Source organism: Streptomyces sp. NBC_00250 (assembly GCF_036192275.1).
GTDB lineage: Bacteria > Actinomycetota > Actinomycetes > Streptomycetales > Streptomycetaceae > Streptomyces.
Map to the genome: position 1 here is coordinate 660,794 of NZ_CP108088.1, position 19,758 is coordinate 680,551.

The following is a 19,758-nucleotide window of genomic DNA, read 5'->3' on the forward strand; positions in this document are numbered from 1 at the left end:
TCGTGCCCGCACCCCATCTGCGCCTGCCGCCGACCGACCGCGTCCTGTCCCCCCGTACCGGCTGGACGCGTGCCCACTGGGAGGCGCTCGCCGACCGGCAGTTGGAGGCGCTCGTCCCGTACGCCACCCCGGGCTTCGCTCAGTACCGCCTGCCGGGCCGCACCAGCTGGTCGGGCGTCGTCTCCGACGGCCTCGAAGGGTACGCACGGTCATTTCTGCTCGCCTCCTTCCGGATCGCGGGTGCGGACGGAAAGGTCGACCCGCGTCTGATCGAAAGGTATACGCAGGGTCTGACAGCGGGCACGCTGCGTGACAGTCCCGAAGCCTGGCCGGCGCTCACCGACTGCTCGCAGCAGATGGTGGAGGCGGCCTCCATCGCCATCGGTCTGCACGAGACGCGCCCGTGGATCTGGGACACGCTCGACTCCGCCGACCAGGAGCGGGTGGTCGAGTGGCTCTCCGGCTTCGTGGGGGCCCGCACCTGGGACAACAACTGGCGGCTGTTCCAGGTGGTGTCGGAGCAGTTCCTGGCCTCCGTCGGCGCACCGCACAGCAAGGACGACATCGAGGGCGGCCTGGAGCGCATCGAGGACTGGTACGTCGGCGACGGCTGGTACAGCGACGGCGACGGCCGGAACTTCGACTACTACATCGGCTGGGCCATGCATCTGTACCCGCTGCTGTGGGCCCGTATGGCCGGACCGGACGGGGACGGCGGCCGGGGCGCGGTCTACCGGGAGCGTCTCTCCCTTTTCCTGTCCGCGTACCCGCAGTTCTTCGGCGCCGACGGGGCACCCGTCCACCAGGGGCGTTCGCTGACGTACCGGTTCGCCGCGACGGCGCCGGTGTGGCTCGGCGCCCTCGCCGACTGCACACCGCTCGCCCCCGGTCTCACCCGGCGCCTGGCCTCGGGGACGGCGCGGCACTTCGTGGAGCGCGGTGTCCCGGACGAGCGCGGACTGCTGCCCCTGGGGTGGTACGGCACCCATCTGCCGACGACCCAGCCGTACTCGGGACCGGCGTCCCCGTACTGGGCGAGCAAGGCCTTCCTCGGCCTGCTGCTGCCCGCGGACCATCCCGTGTGGACGGAGCGCGAGCAGCCCCTGCCGGTGGAGGAGGGCACGCAGTACACGGCGCTTCCGGCCCCCGGCTGGCTGCTGCACGGCACCCCGCACGACGGCATCGTCCGGCTCGTCAACCACGGCAGCGACCACAACCCGCCCGACGGTCCCGGCGAGGACGATCCGCACTACGCGAAGTTCGGGTACTCGACGGCCACGGCACCGGAGTCGGCCCCCCACGCGTGGGAGCGCACCGTGGACGGCCATCTGGCGCTCCTCGCCACCGACGGCACGCCGTCCCGGCGCAGCCGCATCCATCCGGTGTCCTGCGAGGGACGCACGGCCTCGTCCCGCCACACCGCACGGCTCCCCGGGTACGACGAGGAGTTCCCCGTCGAGTCGACGAGCCTGTTGCACGGTCCCTGGGAGATCCGCGTGCACCGGCTGCGTACCCCCGAGGGGGTACGGGTGCGCGAGGGCGGGTACGCGGTCGCGGACGTCACGCCGCCGCACGTCCTGCGGGGTCCCGGCTGGGCGCTCGCGCGGACGGAGGCGGGGCTCACGAGTGCGGTGGTGGGCCTGCACGGCTGGGAGGAGGAGGGCGAGATCGCCCGCGAGGTCGAGGCCAACGCCTTCGGTCCGCACTCGGCGACGCCGTACCTGTTGACCTCCGGTCCGTTCGATCCCGGGCACGCGGGCGGCACGCGCGTGCAGGTGACGCTGGTGGTTCTGACCCGGGACGCGGTGCACCCCGAGGCCCTGCGCTCGGCGATCCACTGCGAGAGGGGGGAGGACGACCGGATCCGGATCACGTTCCCGGACGGCGAGACGCTGACGACCTGACTTCCTGAGTTCCTGACTCCCCGACTCCCTGGCTTCCTGGCCTCCTGGCCTCCTGGCTTCCTGGCTGCCTCACGACCGCACATCCGACAGCACGCTCTTGGAGGAGCGATGAAACGACGGTTCGCCCCACTGACCTCGGTGAGAGCGTGGGCCGCACCGGCCGCACTTCTCGCGGTCGTCTCCGTGTTCTCCTACACGCCTGCGACCGCGGCGCCCTCGCAGGAGACGCAACGGACAGCGCAGGCGCAGCAGGCACAACCGCTCAAGAGCAAGTACCGCGCGGACGCCGCACTCGGAGACTGTCTGCGCACCTTCGACGGCAACGACACCGTCCAGGTCGGCGCCTGCACCCCCGCCACGGGCGAATACACCTCCATGCGCCAGTGGGAGGCCGTCGACCAGGGCAACGGTTACGTCCTGGTCAAGAACAAGTACCGCGCGGACGCCGCACTCGGAGACTGTCTGCGCACCTTCAGCGGCAACGACACCGTCCAGGTCGGCGCCTGCACCCCCGCCACGGGCGAATACACCTCCATGCGCCTCTGGAAGGCCGTCGACCAGGGCAACGGATACGTCCTCCTCAAGAACAAGTACCGCGCGGACGCCGCACTCGCGGACTGTCTCCGCACCTTCAGCGGCAACGACACCGTCCAGGTCGGCACCTGCACCCCCGCCACGGGCGAATACACCTCCATGCGCCTCTGGAACGCCGCCGCCTTCTCCACCGGCTGGCCGACCCGCCCCGTCACCGGTCAGAAGCGGGCGCTGGTGATGGCCACCCACTGGGACGATGCCGTGCCGGTCGATCCCGCGCCCGTCGAGCAGGCGACCCTGGGGGCAGGCGCGCCGTCCCTCCGGACGTATCTCCAGGAGGTGTCGGGCGGGGCGCTCGACCTCACGGGAGACATGCTGACCGGCGTCGACCTCGGGGCGCGCCCGACCGGGTGCGAGTCGGCGGCCATCCTGAGCGCCGCCCGGGCCGCCGCGCGGGCGCGGGGCGTCGAGCCGGACTCGTACGACTACCTGTTCGTCGACATCTCCCGCCACTCGGCGTGTCCTTGGGAGGGGCTTGCCGCCATGCCCGGCAACTGGGTCCTCTCCAACGGTGTGGGGCACAAGACATGGATGTGGACGCACGAGTTCGGCCACTCCCTGGGCTTCCAGCACTCCGACACCCTCAAGGCCTGTCCGGTCGCGGGCGCCGTCACGACGGTGAACGGCACGTGCACGGTGTCCGGGGGCGACGATCCGACCGACACCATGGGCGGCGGCGGGATGCACCTCTACCCGGTCGACTACCGGCAGTTCGCCGGCTGGGTGCCGGACTCCCGGGTCCCGCGCGTCACGGCCGCCGGGAGCTATCAGCTGGGCGTGCTCGGGGAGAGCGGCACCCAGGAGTTCCGGATCGGCCGCCCCGACGGCAGCCTCCTGTCCCTGGAGTACCGCCGGGCCACTCCGCCCTACGACGACTACCTCGCGACCGACCCGCTGGTCAACGGCGTCATCGTCCGCGTCGTCACCGCCGGCGGCACGGTGAGGAACCGGCTCGTGGACGCGACACCGGCGACGTCCACCACCGACGACGCGCCGCTGGCCGTGGGCAGGACGCTGGTGGACGAGGTCGCCGACGCGGCCGTCACGGTGTGCTCGGTGGGCGCCCAGGGCGCCGACCTGCGGATCGCGGTGGGTGGCACGACACCTCCCGCCTGCTGATCGCGCGGGGTGACGGTGGGGCGACGAGCCCCGTGTCCCTCCGCACCGGAACGGCCCGGGACAATGGCAGCCCCGGGCCGTTCCTCGGACGTACGTGGTCGTGGCCCGGCCGAGCGGAGAGACGAAGGATCGATGACGCTGAAAGTGGGCGGGCGCGTGAAGCTCGCGGTGGAGCTCACCCTGACGGGACAGGTCGCCCTGGCCGGGGAATCCCCGACGGAGCCGGCCGCCGTCGTGGGGTTCCTGGCCCTGGCGGCGGGTACCGAGGGCACCGTCGAGGAGGTGGACGACGACCGGCAGGAGACCAAGGAGGTCCGCGAGTACGCACGGCTCAAGTCCCTCCTCGACGACTTCGGCCACCAGATGCCGCCGGGGAGCAGGGCGCAGCTGGTGGAGCAGGTCGCCGCCCTGGAACCCGCGTGGATCGCGTACCAGGAGGCGGAGATCCCGGTGAGGGTCCGCGTACGGCTCGACAACGGGTTCGTCCTCCGCGACACCGCCGGGGACGTCTTCGTCGCCGTCTGACACCCGCGTGTCGCGGCGGCGCACCGGTCACGGTCTCTTCCCCGCGCCGGTCACGGTCCCTTCGCCGGTACCGGTCACGGTCCCTTCGCCGGCACAGGTCACGGCCCCTTCGCCGGCACCGGTCGCCGGATCAGATACGCGGCGGCGGAGGCGACGAGCACCAGCATGCAGGCGATGAACACCAGCCCCGCCCCCTCCAGGCCGAGCGGGTCGGCCAGCAGGCCCACGCCGATCACCGGGATCGAGATGCCGGTGTACGCGACCACGAACAGCGTCGAGATCACCGCCGCGCGCCGGTCCGGCGGCGCCGCGGCGGCGACGGAGGACAGGGCCGCGCGGAAGGCGAGGCCCTGCCCCATGCCGCCGACCACGGCGGCCAGGACGACCAGCGCCAGGAGGTCCGTGTACAGCGCCGCCCCGAGGAGGACGAGGCCGAAGAAGAGCACCGCGCAGCCCAGGGGCAGCGAGCGCGTCACTCCCACGCGGTCGACGGCCAGTTGTCCGGCCGTGGAGGCGAAGAAGGCGAGGGCCACGATCAGGCCGCTCACGGCGTGATCGTCGACGTGCAGATAGCGGGCGAGGAACGCGGGGCTCACGGAGGTGAACACCCCGAAGAGAGCGAACCCCACGAACGAGGCGATCGCCGCCGGCACGAACACCGCTCGCACCTGCGGCGGCAGCGCGGGCAGCTGTGGACGGACGGCGGACGGACCTCGCCTTTCCCGTACGGTCTCGGGGAGCCACAGCAGGACGACGACGGAGATCGCCACCAGGCCGAGGTGCACGGCGAACGGCAGGACCAGGGGCTCGGGGGCGTACTCCGCGAGCAGTCCGGCGAGCAGGGGGCCGCAGCCGAGTCCTCCCATGTTGGCGGCCGTGGCCACGAGCGTCGCCCGGGACGCTCCGCCGGCCGGGGCCAGTTCCATGACGTACGCGGTGGCGGCGCCGGTGAACAGACCGGCCGACAGACCGGAGAGGAGACGGCCCGCGTACAGCCAGCCCACGGTGTCGGCGAGCAGGAAGCACACGGCGCTCGCCGCCGCGAATCCCAGGCCGCAGAGCAGCGTGGGCCGTCTGCCGACCGTGTCAGAGGCGTTGCCCGCGAGCAGGAGTACGCCGATGACCCCGAAGGCGTACACGGCGTACACGACGGTCACGGTCAGCTCGGAGAATCCGAACTTCTCCTGGTAGAGGGGGTAGAGCGGGGTCGGCAGCGTGGTGCCGGCCATGCACACGACGAAGACGGCCCCGGCGAGCAGACACCGCAACCAGCCCTGTCGGTCGCCTTCGGTGCGGGGGCCACCTTCCGTGCCAGGGTCGTCGTCCATGCCAGGGTCGTCGTCCGTGCCACGGTCACCTTTCATGCAGCGGACCGTAACCCCGCCGACCGCCGGCCGGGCGGCACGAACTGCGGCAACCGCGCAGACGTCACCCGGTCGACGACGCCACCCGAGACGGTGCCCGCGAAGGCCGGTGCTCGCGGGGGACGGACACCTCCCCCACACGGCGGAGCTGCCCGGACCGCGGGGAGGATTCCTCGTGACGCCCGTTCCACGAGGGTGGAGCCATGTCGCCGAAGCTCCTTCACATGCCCCCGCCCGTCAGTGACACCGAACAGCCGGTGCCCCGCTGGGCGATGCGCCTCGCCTACGCGTTGCCGCTCCTGCTGCTGCCGTCGTGTCTCTGGCGGCTGCCCTTCGCCCTCCACTTCGAGATGGGGCAGGTGCAGGGGCGCGGTATGCCGCCGTACTGGGTGAGCATCCCGTACGTCCTCGGGCTCAGCGTGCTCACGGAAGTGACCGCGCTCCTGGCCATCGGGCTCGTCCGGGGGTGGGGCGAGGTGGCGCCCCACTGGATACCGTTCATCGGCGGCAGACGGGTCCGGCCGATGGCAGCCGTGGTCCCCGCTCTCGTCGGCGGTCTGATCCTCACCGTGCTGTTCACAGCCGTTCCGATCGGCGACGGACGCAGGCTGACCGCGTACGGCGTCGTCGACGGCGTCGCGTACACCGACGACGCCTGGGAGACGCTCGCGACGGTGTGTATCGCTCCGACCGCCCTGTGGGGACCCGTCATCATCGTCCTCGCGGTCGCCTACTACCACCGTCGGAACCGCGTCCGCCCGGCATGAGGGCCGTTCGGGGCGTCACGCCCTCGCTCGTGTACGGGCGAGGGCGGCCGAACGCCAGGCCGGTCTGAGACCCGGTGTGGCGGGGCCCGACAGCCGCGGGTGGTGGAGTTCCTCCTCCCGGTCGCCGTAGAGCATGGTCACGTTGATGCGGAGGTTCTCGTAGCCGGGGCGGAAGCGGACCGCGTCCGACGCGTGGAAGAGGTCGGAGTTGAAGATCACCGCCCGGTTCTGCCGGTAGGGGATGGTGATGCTGCGGGCCCCGCGGCTGCGCAGGAACGGGCGGATCAGGTCCTGGCGGCCGTTGTAGCTGTCGAAGCCCCAGGACAACGGGGCGTCCACGTCGTGCACCACCAGGCCGCCCGAGTGCTCGTCGGCGTTCGCGGCGTCCGGCGTGATCCAGAAGTTGACGTTGACGGCGGCGAAGTCCGCGTGCGTGGTGACGTCGGCCGGTACCTCGGGGCCGCATTTGAAGCCCCAGATCTGGCGCAGCGGGTACCGGTCCCCGATGAGCCGCGGCAGGGCGGCCCGCAGTTCCTCGGCGATCTGGGTGAGCAGGGGGCAGACGAAGCCGTCCTGCATGAGCGAGCCCAGTCGGCCGTGGTCGTAGCGGTTGCCGAACCACACCGTCGACTCCAGACTGAACCGGTACAGCTCGTCCAGCGCCTCCTGGCTGAGGAAGTCGTCGACGGTCACCACGCCGGGTGCGTTCGCCACGTACTGCTCCTCGACCGTGGCGGGATCCCAGCGGCCGGACAGGGCACGCGCCACGCGCGGGGTGTCCCGGACGTGCAGGAGACGGTTGTACGTGGGTGCGATGGCCCGGTTGGCGTCGGTGTCGAGGGGCTCCCGTGCCCCGGGGCCGTCGGCCGCCAGCCGGTCGTGCACCGACCGGTAGGCGTCGACGACCGGGTCGTACTCCGCACCCAGCACGCCCAGGTGCCGGAGGTGCAGCATCTGGTCGATGTCGTGCCGCAGTTTGGGCACGCTCAGCGGGACGACCGACCGTACGGCGGGGTCGGAGGAGCCCCAGCGCAGGCGGGCGAAGAGCAGGGCGCATCCCTCGGCGAGGGGGAAGTCGCGGCGTTCCAGGGCCACCGTGATCGCCTCGGGCAGCCACTCCTCGTCGTCGGCGCCCGCATCCGCATCCGCGCCCACAGCCGCGTCGGCACCCGCGCCCGCGCCCGGTTCGTCGCACCACGGCAGCGCCTCCTCCCAACGCCCCGAGGCCACCAGCAGGAGCACCAACTCGCGCCGGGCCGAACGGTCCTGGGGGTCGGCCCGGAGGGCGGCGCCGAGAACGCGCGCCGCCTCCTCCGTACCGCCGGAGCCGACGGTCGCCCTCACCCGGGCGACCACCGGACCGGCGTCCCACGACGCGGCCACCCGCGCCGCCCGAACCCGCATCATCCGAGCCCGAGCGCGCCGCGCGCCCGGAGCTCCACCGCGTACCTGGCGAGACCGTCGAGGGTCACCGTGGCGTACGGCGGCGCGAAGTCCGCGCCGATCGCGTGGGCTTCCTCGACCTGCGTGGTTCTGATCCACGTGGTCCAGGTGATGGAGGTCAGCGGTGTGATGCCCCGGGGCTCGATCCCGACGCCCTCCCGGGACTCCCCGGAAGAGTCGGCCGGCCGGCGGCCGTTCTCGTCGCCGCAGAGGGTGTGCGCGGCATGGAGGTTGACGAAGTAGTGCAGCAGGTCCTCGGTGAGCCCGTGGATGCCGGTCTCCGCCGCGCAGCCTTCGAGCAGGGCGGCGACGACGTCCTGACCGCCGTGACTCACCGTCGCCCCGCAGAAGTCGGTGAGGAACTCCGCGCCGGTGGGCACCCTGTCCGTGTGGCTGTGCACGTAGTCCTGAAGCCACTGCAGCAGCTTCGGGTTGGCGAAGACCGCGTACACGAGCCGGTCGGTGAAGACGGCCTGCTCCGCCGATACGGGCGGGACGTCGAGGTACTCCGTCAGGATCCGGGACGGCCCGGTGATGAACTGCTCACGCAGCAGAAAATCCGTCTCCATGGCCTGGAACAGGGCGTCGATGCGCCGAACGTTCGCGGCGCGGGACATCATGGTGGACCGTTGCCCGTTCCACGACCGCGCCGACGCCGGCGCGGGCCTCGCCGGTGTCAGCTCCGCCTCCTTCTCCAGCGTGCTCGCCAACTCGTTCTCCAAGGTGCTCTCCACGGTCTTCTCCTTCGGTCTCGTCGATCGATCGGGGGGTTTCACGGGGTGTGTCGGGTGTGTCGGGTGTGTCGAGGTGCGGTGCGAGGAGGCTGCCCCATGCCATCCACTGCTCCGGGGCGGCGCTCACGCACCGGTCCAGCCACGCGCCGTAGGCGTCGAGGGCCGCGTCGAGGGAACCGGGCAGCCGGTCCCCGACGCGAGGGGTGATACGGCCCGCGACCTCGGGGGCGGCGACGGCGCGCGTGTCGAGTTTCCGTCGTGCCGCCAGGGCCAGCAGTCCGGTCGGCACGTCCAGCCGGCCGCCGAGCACCGACAGAGTGCGTACGTGCCGGGTGCCGGGGTAGCAGGTGTCCAGATTCGCGACCATGACGGCGTCCGAGCCCAGCCAGCGTCGGATGTCGGCGGACCCGAGCCGCGTAAGCAGCAGGGGTTCGCCCCGTCGCAGCCGCTTCGCGTACATCTCCCGCACGAGGGGGTTCCGGTCGTGCACGATCGGCAGGACCGGCCGGCCCGTGGCCTCCTCCACGAGCAGCGGCACCATCAGCGCGTGCCCGAGCTGGGTGGTCAGGACGAGGCGCGTCGTACCGATGCGCGCGCGCACGTCGGCGACGGCCTCGTCCCATCCGGGGAGGACCTCGCGCGGTCCGTGCCGCAGGATGTCGTGCAGGCTCAGGTAGTACCCGGCCAGTCGGCTCACCATGGCGACGAACGGATCGGAGGGGTGCCGCCACCGTGCGGCGTACCGCGCGCCGTGGCACCGGAGGAACAGTTTGACGTCGTCGCCGATGGTCTCGGCGAGCAGTCGTACGGCGTGCCGGTGCCGCGCCCCCTCACCGTACGGAGGAGGTGGATGCGCGGCCAGTGCCCGCAGCATGGCGACGTCCCAGTCGGAGCCGGCGATCCGGATGCTCATCGCGGAGGCGCGGTGGCGAGGTCGGGTGCCCCGGCCGCCGCCTGGGACTTCGCCCGCTCGTAGTAGGCGCGGAGCGCGGAACCGGGACGGGACACGTCCTCCAGGATTCGGGGGAAGAGCGCGAGCCGGGTCGTGCATTCGAGCTCGTCCACCGAGTACAGGGAGCCGTTGTTGATCAGGGCGCGGGCCGGGCAGGTGCCCGCGCACTGGTGCAGCCAGGGGCAGGAGGAGCACGGCGCGTCGTTGAGGAGCCACTGCTCCCGGTCGCGCAGGGCCGCCGCCGCCGGGGTGTTCCGGCTGCGTACGGTCAGCGAGCCGTCGGCGATCGGCAGGACCGTGCGTCCGGGTGGGGGTGACACCGCGGCCCTGGGCAGCAGTTGGAACGCGGGATGGTAACTGCAGTCGCAGGCACGGACGGAGCCCACCGCATCGAGGACCAGCAGGTCGTTGGAGGCACCGCAGGGCATCTTCATGCACATGTTGGGGCGTTCGACGGTGAGGAACGGCTCGATCAGCTGCACCAGGTTGGTGAGGTACGGGGGTTCCAGGTCGCCGTCGAGGATCTCCGTCAGCCGTCGGTCGAGGAAGGCGGCGAACGTCTGCCGGAAGCGCTGGGTCTCGGGCTTGTCGTCGGCGCGCCCCTCCGCGTCGGCGGGGAGCATCTTCCAGCTGTGCACGCCCATGCTCCGGAAGAACTCCCACACGCGGTCGAGTTCGTCCGGTGTGGTGTCGGTGCCGACGACGCTGATGTAGCCGACCTCGTCGCGCATGAACTCGGGGAAGCGGTCGAAGTTCTCGGCGATCCGCGCGAAGGTGCCACGGCCGCGGTGGTCGACGCGGTGCCGGTCGTTGATGTCCTGCGGCCCGTCCAGGGAGACGCCGACCGTGAACGCGTACCGGCGCAGGAACGCGACGACGTCTTCGGTGAAGTGCCGGCCGTTGGTCTGGACGGTGAAGTGCACGGACGCCCCCACCTCGGTGGCGCGCAGTTCCGCGAACTCCACGAGCTCGCGGATCTGGCCGAACCGCAGCATGGGTTCGCCGCCGTGGAACATCAGGGTCAGACGGCGCCCGGGAACCAGGCATTCGGTGATGAGCCGCCTGGCCACCTCGGAGGTCATCCGGCCCGGCCAGCGTCCGCTGTCGAAGTCGTAGCAGTAGTCGCAGGCGATGTCGCAGGCGCCGGTGAGCTTCAGGAGGAGCGCCGTCGGCGGCTCGGCGCCGCCGGACCCGCCGCCACGTGAGCCGTCTCCGTCACCGTCGCCGCGCGGTGCGGGTACGGCGCGGACGCCCGTGCGGCCGCCGACGAAGACCAGGCCCGCGTCGTAGAGCGCCCGCACGGTGCCGGCCGCGTCGGGGAAGCCCGGCCAGGCGGTGAAGTCGGCGACGCTCGTGCCGTCCAGTGCGTCGAGCATCGGGTAGAGGGCGGCGGGCAGGCGGAGCCAGCCCGGCCGTCCGTGGGGCAGCAGGAGGAGTTCGTCGTCCGCGACGGGGATGCGGTAGTGGCGGGCGACGCGGATCGGCTCGCCGCCGTCCAGGTCCTTCCAGCGGGGCAGCGGAGCGATGCTGTACTTCATCGTGGCGTCAGCAGCAGGTGGTCTTGGACCAGGACGGGGGCAGCAGTTCGTCGCTGCCCGACTCGTCCACCTGACGGACGTCGAAGCGGCCGAACCGGTCGACGTCGAACCCGCTGTCCCTCAGATAGTCGTGGATCTCCGGGCTGACCCGTGAGGTGAAGGGAACGCCGTCGCCGCCGAGGAGGCCCCGGTTGTTCGCCGCGATCGTCTCCAGGTCCACGCCGTGGGTGCGCAGATAGGAGCGGGCCCGCTCCGAGAGCCGGCAGTCCCCGAACAGGGCGGTCGCCACGTCCTCGGTGAGCTCGGCCGACTCGGCGATGTCCCGTGCGGTGGTGCCGGGGAGCTTGATGTTGATCTCCAGCGCGTCGGAGGGCCGCTCCGTGCCGTCGTAGGCGTCGTACGTGAACGTCATGAGGGCACAGCCGCCCGAGGTGAGGTCGATGCCGTGCCGTCGGCAGACCTCGGCGAGCTTGTCGCTCGGGACGAACTCCACGGCGCCCGGGGACGGGCAGACACCGAGGGGCTCGCGTGCGGCGAGCGAGGCGAGGTGGTTGAAGTCGACGCCGTGCTCAGCCAGCACGCCGCTCAGCTCGGGCCTGACGCGCTCGTTGCCGAAGAGGAAGCGGGCGAGGGACTGCTCGAAGCGGGCGCGCTGCCCGGCCGGCACGTCCACGGGGACGAGGACCTCGATCTGGACGAGGGGGACGCTCTTGGTCTTCTGGGGGGTCATCTGCTGTGCTCCGTTCTCGGGGGACTCATGAGGGAGGAGTTTGCGCCGGTACGGCGGTCAGCGCGGCGAGTGCCGCGGCGACCTCCGCCACCGGTGGTGCGGCACCGTCGCGGGGATGCAGCACCTGGGCTCCGGCGGCCATGAGCCGCCGGACGTTCTGCCGTACCAGGGCGCCGTTCCCCATGCGCGGGTGCATCGACGGCACGACCAGGGTGGGAATCCCCGTCGCGCACAGATAGGTGGTGGAGGCCAGGTCGGTCGCGAGGCCGCCGGCCACCCGCCCGAGGAACCCGGCCGAGGCCGGGTAGACCAGCACCCGCCGCGCGACGTCGGTGAGCCAGACGTGCAGCGGCCGGAGCTCGGGCCCGGTGGTCTCGCAGGTCAGCACCGGGCAGCGGCCGAGGTGGCGCACCGCCGCCGGGGTCACGAACCGCCGTGCCGCCTCGGTGAGGATCACGGCCGTCGGTCCCGGAAGTACCGACGACAGTTCGTGGAGGAGGCCGCCGATGTTGACCGCGGCGACCGATCCGGTGCCGATGACGAGCGTGAGCCCGTCGCGGGAGGCCGTCTCGGTGAACGCCTCGGTGAGACCGTGTGGGAGCGGCGCACCGATGTCGTCGAACATCCTTGTCTCCGGGTGAGGTGGGTCGGTTCAGCGCCTCGCGGGACCGGAGCGGAAGCGCCATGGCTTCATCGATAGCAGGACCGGATGGGCTCGCCGGGGAACAGGCCCGCGACTCCCGACACTCCATCCCAACAGCGGTCCGACATGTGGGGTACGGCCCTCAGCGCGGCATTTCGTCCGGCTCATGCTGCCGAGGCGCGGGGGAATTCCGGCCCGTGCAGGGGCGGTTCGAGTTCCGGTTTCCGGATTCCGGTTCCCTGATTCCCATCGACGCGCCATACGCCTTGGGGCCGCCTCGGAATTCCGGAAGTCCCGGCGCGTTCCTGATCGTGGTCGACACCTGTCCGTCCCGGCTGCGGGACGCCTCGGCGGCCTGTCCGGCCCTCGCTCGCGGCGGTCCCGCCGCACCGGCTGACGGCGGCGCCCGGCTCCAGGCCTTGACCCCGTGCACGTACTCCGTTGGGGCGGCGCACGCAGTGTTCGCCGGCCGCTCTTCCGCGAGTCTCGCGCTGTTGGCCGGAACTCACCTGGCCGGCCTGGCGGCGGGTGCCGGTCCGGGCTCCCCGGTGACCAAGGGCGTCGACTCACCCGCCGTTCGCGCGGGGGATGTTCTCTTGAGATGCGTCGTTCACGCTGGTCGCGGCGGCATGTCGGCGGAGGGCCGAGGGCGGCTGGCCACCCGGGTCGCACCCCCGTGGAGTTCATCGCCCCTCATGGCCACCGAGGCTCATGTCGGACGGTCGGGAAGCAGCCATTCTTTGCCTCCGGCGTACCTCATGGGCGATCTTCCGCGGGTGGCGGCTCGTTCCCGACGGTCGTCCGGATAGCGGACAGAGGGTGTCATGACCTCATCACCGCCTCCCCTCGTCCTCATCGCATCCGCGTCGCTGCACGCACGCGCCGCACCGTCAACCGCTCACCCGCAGATGTCCGGAAGGACTCAGGCCCCGTCCCCTCCCGGACGCCGCCGCTGTACCTTCCTCCTGACCCTGACGCCGACCGGGGTCAGGGTCAGGAGGAAGGTACAGCAGCCCAGTGCGTCGCCCCTGCCTCGTGCCGTCCCTCTGCCTTCCCGGTGGTTCGCCATGCCCGCTGCACCCGCCCGGCCCCCGACCTCCCGCCCCCGGCCGCCGCACGACTCCGGCCGACCGTAGGGGACCCACCCGGCACCAGCGGACGAGGAAGGCGAACACGACTGTGCGATTCCAACTGCTCGGGCCCCTCAGCGTCACCGACGGGCGGGACGTCGTGGTGCTCCCGCCCTCCAAGCCGACCGCGCTGCTCGCCGCACTGCTCCTCCGCCCGGGCTCCATCGTCTCCACCGACCGCCTGCGCGACATCGTCTGGGGCGAGGAACACCCACCGACGGCCAAGACCGCCCTGCAGAGCTGTGTCCTGCGGCTGCGGCGGCTCTTCGCCAAGTACGGCATCGAGAACCAGGCCGTCGTCGCGGTGGCCGGCGGCTACCGCATCGACGCCGACACGGGGACGCTCGACCTGCTCCACTTCCGCCGCCTCGTCGAGCAGGCCACCGCCTCCGGGAACGACTCCGAGCTGTACACCCTGCGGACTTCCCTCGCCCTGTGGCAGGGAGCCCTGCTCTCCAACGTCCCCTCCGACCTGCTGCACCGGGACGAGGTGCCCCGACTCGCGGAGGAGCGGCTGCGGGTTCTGGAGCGCGTCTGCGACATCGAACTGGAGCACGGCCGATGTCGCGAAGCCCTCGTTGATCTTTGGGAGGTTACGCGCGTATACCCCGCCCACGAGCGGTTCGCCGAGCAACTGATCGAGGCGCTGTACCGGACGGGCCGGCAGACCGAGGCGCTCGCGGAGTACCGCCGGATCAAGGGGCACCTGAGGGAGCGGCTCGGCGTCGATCCGCGGGCCGAACTCCAGCGTCTGGAACTGGCGATCCTGCGGGGTGAGGACCTCGGCCGCCTCGACGCGGCGCGGGAGCGGGCCGCCGCGACCACGGCCCCGGGCGGGCTCTTACCGACAGCGGCGGCCGCCGCACCCTCCCGTGTTCCCGCGCCGGCGGATCAGACCGGGGCCCACGGACCGCAAGCCCTCCACACCTCTGTCCCCGCTTCCCCTCCTCCGCCTCCGCCGATTCCGACCGTGCCCGGCTTCACCGGGCGCGAGGGCGAAGTCGACTCCCTGGTCCGGCTGTTGACAGCCGGCGGGCCCCGCGAGGAAGCACCGCGAACCCCGTTCGCCGTCCTCTCCGGAGCGCCCGGCATCGGCAAGACCGCCCTCGCGCTCCACGTCGCCCATCTGGTGAGCGGTCACTTTCCCGGCGGCTCCGTCCTGGTGCCGCTGACCCGTCCGGACGGAAGCCCCCGCCCGGCGGAGGAGGCCGCCGACGAGGTCCGGCGGGCGCTGCCCGCCGTGCCCGGGGCGGACCGGGGCCCCGCCCTTCTCGTCCTCGACGATGTCGTCCACCCCGATCAGGTCCGCCCCCTGCTGACCGCGCACGCCTGCGGTGCGGCGATCGTCACCAGCCGGATGGGGCTGGCCGCGCTCGTCGCCACCCACGGCGGCACCGTGCACCGGCTCGGCGCTCTCGATCCGGAGCAGTCGCAGGCGCTCCTCACCGCGGTCGTCGGCCGGGAGCGGATCGCCGCCGAGCCCGCCGCGGCGCTCCCCCTCGCGACCGCGTGCGGCCACCATCCGCTCGCCCTGCGCATCGCCGCCGCTCGGCTGCTCACCCGGCCCCGGCTCCGCCTCGCGGACTACACCGACTGGCTGCTGCACGACCCCGTCGGCCGGCTCAGCCTCGCCGACGATCCCCAGATGTCGGTGCCGCACCGGCTGGACGAGGCCCTGAAGCGGCTCCCGCCGGCGCTCGCCGAGGCCCATCTGCGGCTGGCCGCGTCACCCCACGACCCGCTGACCACCGCACGGGCCGCCGCCGCCCTCGGCCTTCCGGAGGAGACGACGGAGCAGGTCGTCGAGCGGCTCCTCGACGCCGGTTTCCTGGAGGAGGGCCGGCCGGGCGCCTTCTGGACGCACGATCTGCTGCGCGCGCACGCCCGCCGTGCGGCGGGCCCCTCCCCCGGCCACGCCCCGGCCCTCCTCCGCCCGCCCCGCGACGGGGAGTTCCCGCAGCTGGACGGCACCAGGCCCGCCGCCCTGAGGTGACGGCGCGGCCCCACCCGCAGAGACGCCCACCACCCCGGGCCCCATCTCGCCCTGCCACGAGAGGTGTGACGCACGCATGACCCTTACGTCGTACGCGGAGATCGCCGGAACCCGGCCCCGAGTCCGTCGAGATGTCCTGTTCACCCAGACCCCGAACGGCGTGATCTTCCACAACGCCGACGGCGGTTTCCAGCTCACCGCCAAGTCCGGCTACCGGTTCGCCACGCTGCTCATGCCGTACCTGGACGGCAGCAGAGCGGTCGAGGAGATCTGCGCGGGCTTCGGCGACACCCAGAAGGCCATGGTGGGCGAGCTGGTGCAGGCGCTCTACGGGCGCGGCTTCGCCCGTCCCGTTCCGGCGCCGGAGGAGGCGGCGCCCGTGCCCGCTCCGCCCGTCGCCGCCCGCTTCGCCCCGCAGATCGCCTACATCGACCACTACGCCGATGCCGCCGACGCCCGGTTCGCCCGCTTCCGGGCGACCCGGGTCGCGGTCATCGGCGACGGGCCGGTGGCCCGCTGGTGCGTGCTCTCCCTCGTCCGGAACGGCTGCGCCGCCATCGGTGTCGACCGCTCCCTCGCCGAGGGCACCGCCGGGGTGACTCCGGAGGAGTTCGCGGCCGTCCGCGGGGAGGTCGCCGCGCTCGCCGAGGAGGGCTGCCCCGTCGAACTGCCGCTGCTGCCCGAGCCGGTGGCGGGCCGACCGCGGGAGGGCTGGTCCGCGTACGAGGGGTACGACGTGGTGGTGGCCGCCGCCGGGCCCGGCGTTCCGGCCGTCCTGCTGCCGCTGCTGCGGGAGGGCATGCCGCAGGGCCGTACGCTCCTGCCCGCCTGGACGTTCGGCGGCTCGGCCGTCGTCGGCCCGGCCATGACCGCCGAGGCGGCGTCCTGCTGGTCCTGCGCCGCCCTGCGGCTCGGGGCGGCCGGTGGTGCCGCCGCCTCGGACGCCGCCGAGCTGTGGAGCGGTCTCGCCCTCGGCACCGGTACGCCCGGGGTCCAGCCGACCGGACCGCTCGCGGCGATGCTCGGAAACCTGCTCGGGTACGAGGTGTTCCGCCTGGTCACCGGGGCGCTGCCGGCCGAGACCCGGGACCGGGTGCTCGTCCAGTCCATGGCGAGCCTCGACGTCGCTTCGGAGCCGCTGCTCGCCCACCCGAGCTGTCCGTTCTGCTCGTCCCCGGTGGGGCTGCCCGAACCGGTCGACCTGGCGTCGGCCCCGGCACGACCCGCGTTCCTGCCCACCGTCGCCACCGCCCCCGACGACGACGCCGCCCAGGGGCCGCTGGCCGAGCTCGAACGACGTTCGGCGCTCGTCCGCCCGTTCACCGGGGTCTTCACGTCCTACGCCGACGAGCCGCTGACGCAGACGCCCCTCAAGGTGGGCTCGGTCGTCCTCGGCCTGGGTGCGCGGGGCACCCGTACGATCACCGCCTTCGACGTGCACCACACCGCCGGAGCTCGGCTGCGGGCGCTGAACGCTGCGGCCGCGGTCTACGCCGAACACGTGCTCCCCGCCGCCGCCTCCGCCGGTCCGCTCGACGAACTGACGGCGGTGGCCCCGGACACGCTCACGATCGCGTCGGGAACCGGCGGCTCCGACGGTACGACCGCCTGGACGCCGGCCACCTCTCTGATCACCAAGGAGACCGTACGGGTGCCCAGCGGCGCGGTACGTCCCTTCGGGCGGGACAACGCCCACCGTCGCTTCGAGCCGACCCGGGCCGGGTCCGGGGCGGGCTCGGACCTGCCGGAGGCGGCGGCCACCGGTCTGCTGTCGGCGCTCGCCCACGACGCCCTGCGCCGTGCCGTCGCCGGCTCCGGCGAGGTCGCGCTGCTCGCGCCCGAGGTCTTCGGCGAGGACCCCGAGACGAGGTTCCTGCTCCGGTCGGCCGCCCTCCTCGGCCTCACGGTCGAACTGCTCGACCTCGGCGAGCGGGCGTACTCGGGGGCGTCGGTCGTCCTGGCGAGGACGGCCGGGGGCACGGGTGCCGGCCGTTGGGCTGTCGGCGCCGGCCTGGACCTGACCTCGGCCGCCGTCGACGCCGTACGGGACCTCCTCGGGGCGGCCCAACTGGCCGGGGAGGACGTGGTCACCGACGACGGAGACCCCCTCCTTCGGGACCTGGACGCGACCCTTGTGCCGGTCACCGGGGTCGAGCCCGCCGGGCTACCGGGCGAGCCCATGGAGTGGGCCCGGGTCCTGGACCGCCTCGCCGCCGCCGGCCGCGACGCCCTGGTCGCGCCGACGCACGCCACGGACCTGCCGGCCGGGGGCATCCACACCGTGCGTGTCCTGCTCACCCGGGGCGGCACTCGATGAGAGCCGAGAACGCGACCCGGCCGAGAGCCGTGGCGGCGGCCTCGGCGGGAGCCGCCTCCGCGGCTGCCCCCGAGGCGTCCGCGCGCGCCGGGTCCTCGTTCCGGTTCGCCGTCGCCCTGCGCGCGGCACTCGACGAGATCGGGGACTCCTCGGGCGGACCGGTCCCGGCCGTGACCGTCTCCCCGCTCGGCGTCCGGGACGCGTACGCCGACGCGGGCTCGTCCGACGGTCAGGAGTCGGGCGACGTGTCCGCCGCCGCGGTGCGCGGCCGGCTCCCCGTGCATCTCTACGGACGTCAGGTCATCGTCGGTCCGTGGCCCGCGGAACCCGGAGGCGCCGGGTGCGCGACCTGCCTCCGGCGCCGTTGGCAGGGCGTGCGGTCCGTGCCCCTGCGCGAGGGACTTGAGCTCGGGTCCGAGACCCGGTCGGCGGGCGACTGGCCGTACGCCGTCCCCTTCGCCGCCACCGCCGTGGCCGCGCTCGTGGCGGGGCTCGCGGACGCGGGGCCGGTCGCCGGCCCGTACCCGCGGGTCCATCTGCTCGACCTCGACGCCATGACCGTACGGAGCCATCCGCTCGTACCCGACCCGGAATGCCCGTCCTGCGGGACGCCCGAGGCGGACACGGCCGAGGCCGCCACGCTGACGCTGCGGGCGGCGCCCAAGTACCGGCCCGGTGTCTTCCGGGTCCGCCGGATCGAGGACTACCGGCTGCCCCTGGACGCCTTCGCCAACCCCCACTGGGGGGCGATCGGCCCGTCGGTCGTCTGCGATGTCGCGTCCACCACCACGTCGGCCACCGTCGGCTGCTTCTCGTCCCGCTCCGGGGAGTACCTGCGCGAGACGTTCTGGGGCGGCCACGCCGACACCTATGAGCGCAGCCAGTTCATCGGCGTGCTCGAAGGCCTTGAGCGCTACGCGGGGATGCGCGCCCGGACGCGTACCGCCCGTCTCACGGCCTCCCTCGACGACCTCGGCCCGACGGCCGTGGACCCGCGCGAGACCGGTCTGTACGCGGACGCCTTCCACCGCGACAACCCTCGCGTCAGGCCTTTCACCCCGGACCGGGCGATCCCCTGGGTGTGGGGCTGGTCGCTGCGCGACGAAGAGCCGCGCGCGGTGCCGGAGGTCCTCGCCTACTACCACGCGCCGGGCCTGGAGAACCGGTTCGTGCAGGAGAGCTCCAACGGGTGCGCGTCCGGGGGCAGTACGGAGGAGGCCGTCTACTTCGGGCTGATGGAGGTCGTCGAGCGGGACGCCTTCCTGCGGGCCTGGTACGGGCAGGTCCCCCTGCGTGAGATCGACCCGTCGACCAGCACCCGGCCGAGCACCCGGCACATGGTCGACAGGCTTGCCATGTACGGCTACCGGGCACGCTTCTTCGACACCCGCGCCGACCTCCCGATCCCGGTGGTCACCGCGTGTGCCGAGCGCTTCGACGGCGGCACGGGCCGCATGTGCTTCGGTGCGGGGGCGGGACTGGACCCCGAGTCGGCGCTGGACTCGGCGCTCTGCGAGATCGCCACCGACTCCGTCAACCTCGTCGGGCGGACCCGGCGCGACGAGGAACGGCTGCGGGCGATGGCCGCCGACTTCGACCGGGTCACCACGCTCCACGACCATCCCCTGGTCTACGGCGTCCCGGAGATGGGCCGCCACGCCGACTTCCTGCTGCGGCAGCCGGATCCCCGACCGTCCCTGGTCGTCGCCGACCTCGCGTGGCCGGACGCCGACGGCGCCACCGTGGCCACGGACCTGCGCGAGGACCTGCTGCGCGTGGTGGGCGCGGTGACGGCCCGCGGCTTCGACGTGGTGGTGGTCGACCAGACGCTGCCCGAGCAGCGTGCGCTCGGCCTGCACACCGTGAAGGTCCTGGTGCCCGGTCTGCTGCCCATCGACTTCGGCTGGTCCCGGCAGCGGGCCCGTCACATGCCCCGGATGCGTGCGGCCCTGGGGGCCGCCGGTCTCCACCCCGCACCCCACCCCTTCCCGTAGCGGCCGCCCGT

The 19,758-nt window shown here is 72.9% G+C and carries 14 protein-coding genes; 7 read left to right on the plus strand and 7 right to left on the minus strand.

The features are described from left to right. The first annotated feature begins 2 nt into the window (after positions 1-2). The 3 genes from OG259_RS02905 (at position 3) to OG259_RS02915 (ending at position 4,142) form a co-directional block, all read left to right on the plus strand. Positions 3-1,904, plus strand: coding sequence for a DUF2264 domain-containing protein (locus tag OG259_RS02905; protein WP_328940724.1), 1,902 nt, complete (start codon positions 3-5; stop codon positions 1,902-1,904). 108 nt (positions 1,905-2,012) lie between these two features. Next, positions 2,013-3,617 (plus strand): hypothetical protein, encoded by a 1,605-nt coding sequence (locus OG259_RS02910; RefSeq protein WP_328940725.1) that lies wholly within the window; start codon positions 2,013-2,015, stop codon positions 3,615-3,617. Positions 3,618-3,749: 132 nt separating this feature from the next. Next, positions 3,750-4,142, plus strand: coding sequence for a hypothetical protein (locus OG259_RS02915; protein ID WP_328940726.1), 393 nt, complete (start codon positions 3,750-3,752; stop codon positions 4,140-4,142). Between the two features lie 98 nt (positions 4,143-4,240). Here OG259_RS02915 and OG259_RS02920 read toward each other — a convergent pair whose 3' ends face one another. Then, complete coding sequence (locus tag OG259_RS02920) at positions 4,241-5,470, minus strand: MFS transporter (protein WP_328946973.1); 1,230 nt, start codon at positions 5,468-5,470, stop codon at positions 4,241-4,243. Positions 5,471-5,709: 239 nt separating this feature from the next. Between OG259_RS02920 and OG259_RS02925 the strand changes: the two genes are divergently transcribed. Further along, positions 5,710-6,273, plus strand: coding sequence for a hypothetical protein (locus tag OG259_RS02925; protein WP_443051903.1), 564 nt, complete (start codon positions 5,710-5,712; stop codon positions 6,271-6,273). 15 nt (positions 6,274-6,288) lie between these two features. Here OG259_RS02925 and OG259_RS02930 read toward each other — a convergent pair whose 3' ends face one another. Genes OG259_RS02930 through OG259_RS02955 form a run of 6 tightly spaced genes read right to left on the minus strand, consistent with a single transcriptional unit; the run spans position 6,289 to position 12,295 of the window. After that, positions 6,289-7,656, minus strand: a complete 1,368-nt coding sequence (locus tag OG259_RS02930) for a tetratricopeptide repeat protein (protein ID WP_328940728.1) — start codon at positions 7,654-7,656, stop codon at positions 6,289-6,291. A gap of 20 nt (positions 7,657-7,676) precedes the next feature. Beyond that, positions 7,677-8,285: a hypothetical protein gene (locus tag OG259_RS02935; RefSeq protein ID WP_328940729.1), complete on the minus strand. Its 609-nt coding sequence runs from the start codon at positions 8,283-8,285 to the stop codon at positions 7,677-7,679. Continuing rightward, on the minus strand, positions 8,260-9,363 hold the full coding sequence (locus OG259_RS02940) for a hypothetical protein (protein ID WP_328940730.1): 1,104 nt from the start codon (positions 9,361-9,363) through the stop codon (positions 8,260-8,262). The genes OG259_RS02935 and OG259_RS02940 overlap by 26 nt, the downstream gene beginning before the upstream one ends. Next, positions 9,360-10,940, minus strand: coding sequence for a radical SAM protein (locus tag OG259_RS02945; RefSeq protein WP_328940731.1), 1,581 nt, complete (start codon positions 10,938-10,940; stop codon positions 9,360-9,362). Before OG259_RS02945 ends, OG259_RS02940 begins: the two co-directional genes overlap by 4 nt. A gap of 7 nt (positions 10,941-10,947) precedes the next feature. Further along, positions 10,948-11,670 (minus strand): hypothetical protein, encoded by a 723-nt coding sequence (locus OG259_RS02950; RefSeq protein ID WP_328940732.1) that lies wholly within the window; start codon positions 11,668-11,670, stop codon positions 10,948-10,950. 25 nt (positions 11,671-11,695) lie between these two features. Continuing rightward, positions 11,696-12,295: a flavoprotein gene (locus OG259_RS02955; RefSeq protein ID WP_328940733.1), complete on the minus strand. Its 600-nt coding sequence runs from the start codon at positions 12,293-12,295 to the stop codon at positions 11,696-11,698. A 1,197-nt stretch (positions 12,296-13,492) separates the two neighbouring features. On the opposite strand from OG259_RS02955, the gene OG259_RS02960 reads away from it, so the two are divergent. The 3 genes from OG259_RS02960 (at position 13,493) to OG259_RS02970 (ending at position 19,747) form a co-directional block, all read left to right on the plus strand. Beyond that, the gene (locus OG259_RS02960; protein ID WP_328940734.1) at positions 13,493-15,436 is read left to right on the plus strand and encodes an AfsR/SARP family transcriptional regulator; all 1,944 of its coding nucleotides are present in this window, start codon (positions 13,493-13,495) and stop codon (positions 15,434-15,436) included. Between the two features lie 76 nt (positions 15,437-15,512). Then, positions 15,513-17,753, plus strand: coding sequence for a TOMM precursor leader peptide-binding protein (locus OG259_RS02965; RefSeq protein ID WP_328940735.1), 2,241 nt, complete (start codon positions 15,513-15,515; stop codon positions 17,751-17,753). Then, complete coding sequence (locus OG259_RS02970; protein ID WP_328940736.1) at positions 17,750-19,747, plus strand: TOMM precursor leader peptide-binding protein; 1,998 nt, start codon at positions 17,750-17,752, stop codon at positions 19,745-19,747. The genes OG259_RS02965 and OG259_RS02970 overlap by 4 nt, the downstream gene beginning before the upstream one ends. The last annotated feature ends 11 nt before the right edge of the window (positions 19,748-19,758 follow it).

Excerpts from the sequence above, each read along its gene's own strand:
- OG259_RS02910 (WP_328940725.1), top strand. The coding sequence starts at position 2,013 with ATGAAACGACGGTTCGCCCCACTGACCTCGGTGAGAGCGTGGGCCGCA.
- OG259_RS02915 (WP_328940726.1), top strand. The coding sequence starts at position 3,750 with ATGACGCTGAAAGTGGGCGGGCGCGTGAAGCTCGCGGTGGAGCTCACC.
- OG259_RS02920 (WP_328946973.1), bottom strand. The coding sequence starts at position 5,470 with ATGGACGACGACCCTGGCACGGAAGGTGGCCCCCGCACCGAAGGCGAC.
- OG259_RS02925 (WP_443051903.1), top strand. The coding sequence starts at position 5,710 with ATGTCGCCGAAGCTCCTTCACATGCCCCCGCCCGTCAGTGACACCGAA.
- OG259_RS02935 (WP_328940729.1), bottom strand. The coding sequence starts at position 8,285 with ATGGAGACGGATTTTCTGCTGCGTGAGCAGTTCATCACCGGGCCGTCC.
- OG259_RS02940 (WP_328940730.1), bottom strand. The coding sequence starts at position 9,363 with ATGAGCATCCGGATCGCCGGCTCCGACTGGGACGTCGCCATGCTGCGG.
- OG259_RS02945 (WP_328940731.1), bottom strand. The coding sequence starts at position 10,940 with ATGAAGTACAGCATCGCTCCGCTGCCCCGCTGGAAGGACCTGGACGGC.
- OG259_RS02950 (WP_328940732.1), bottom strand. The coding sequence starts at position 11,670 with ATGACCCCCCAGAAGACCAAGAGCGTCCCCCTCGTCCAGATCGAGGTC.
- OG259_RS02955 (WP_328940733.1), bottom strand. The coding sequence starts at position 12,295 with ATGTTCGACGACATCGGTGCGCCGCTCCCACACGGTCTCACCGAGGCG.
- OG259_RS02965 (WP_328940735.1), top strand. The coding sequence starts at position 15,513 with ATGACCCTTACGTCGTACGCGGAGATCGCCGGAACCCGGCCCCGAGTC.
- OG259_RS02970 (WP_328940736.1), top strand. The coding sequence starts at position 17,750 with ATGAGAGCCGAGAACGCGACCCGGCCGAGAGCCGTGGCGGCGGCCTCG.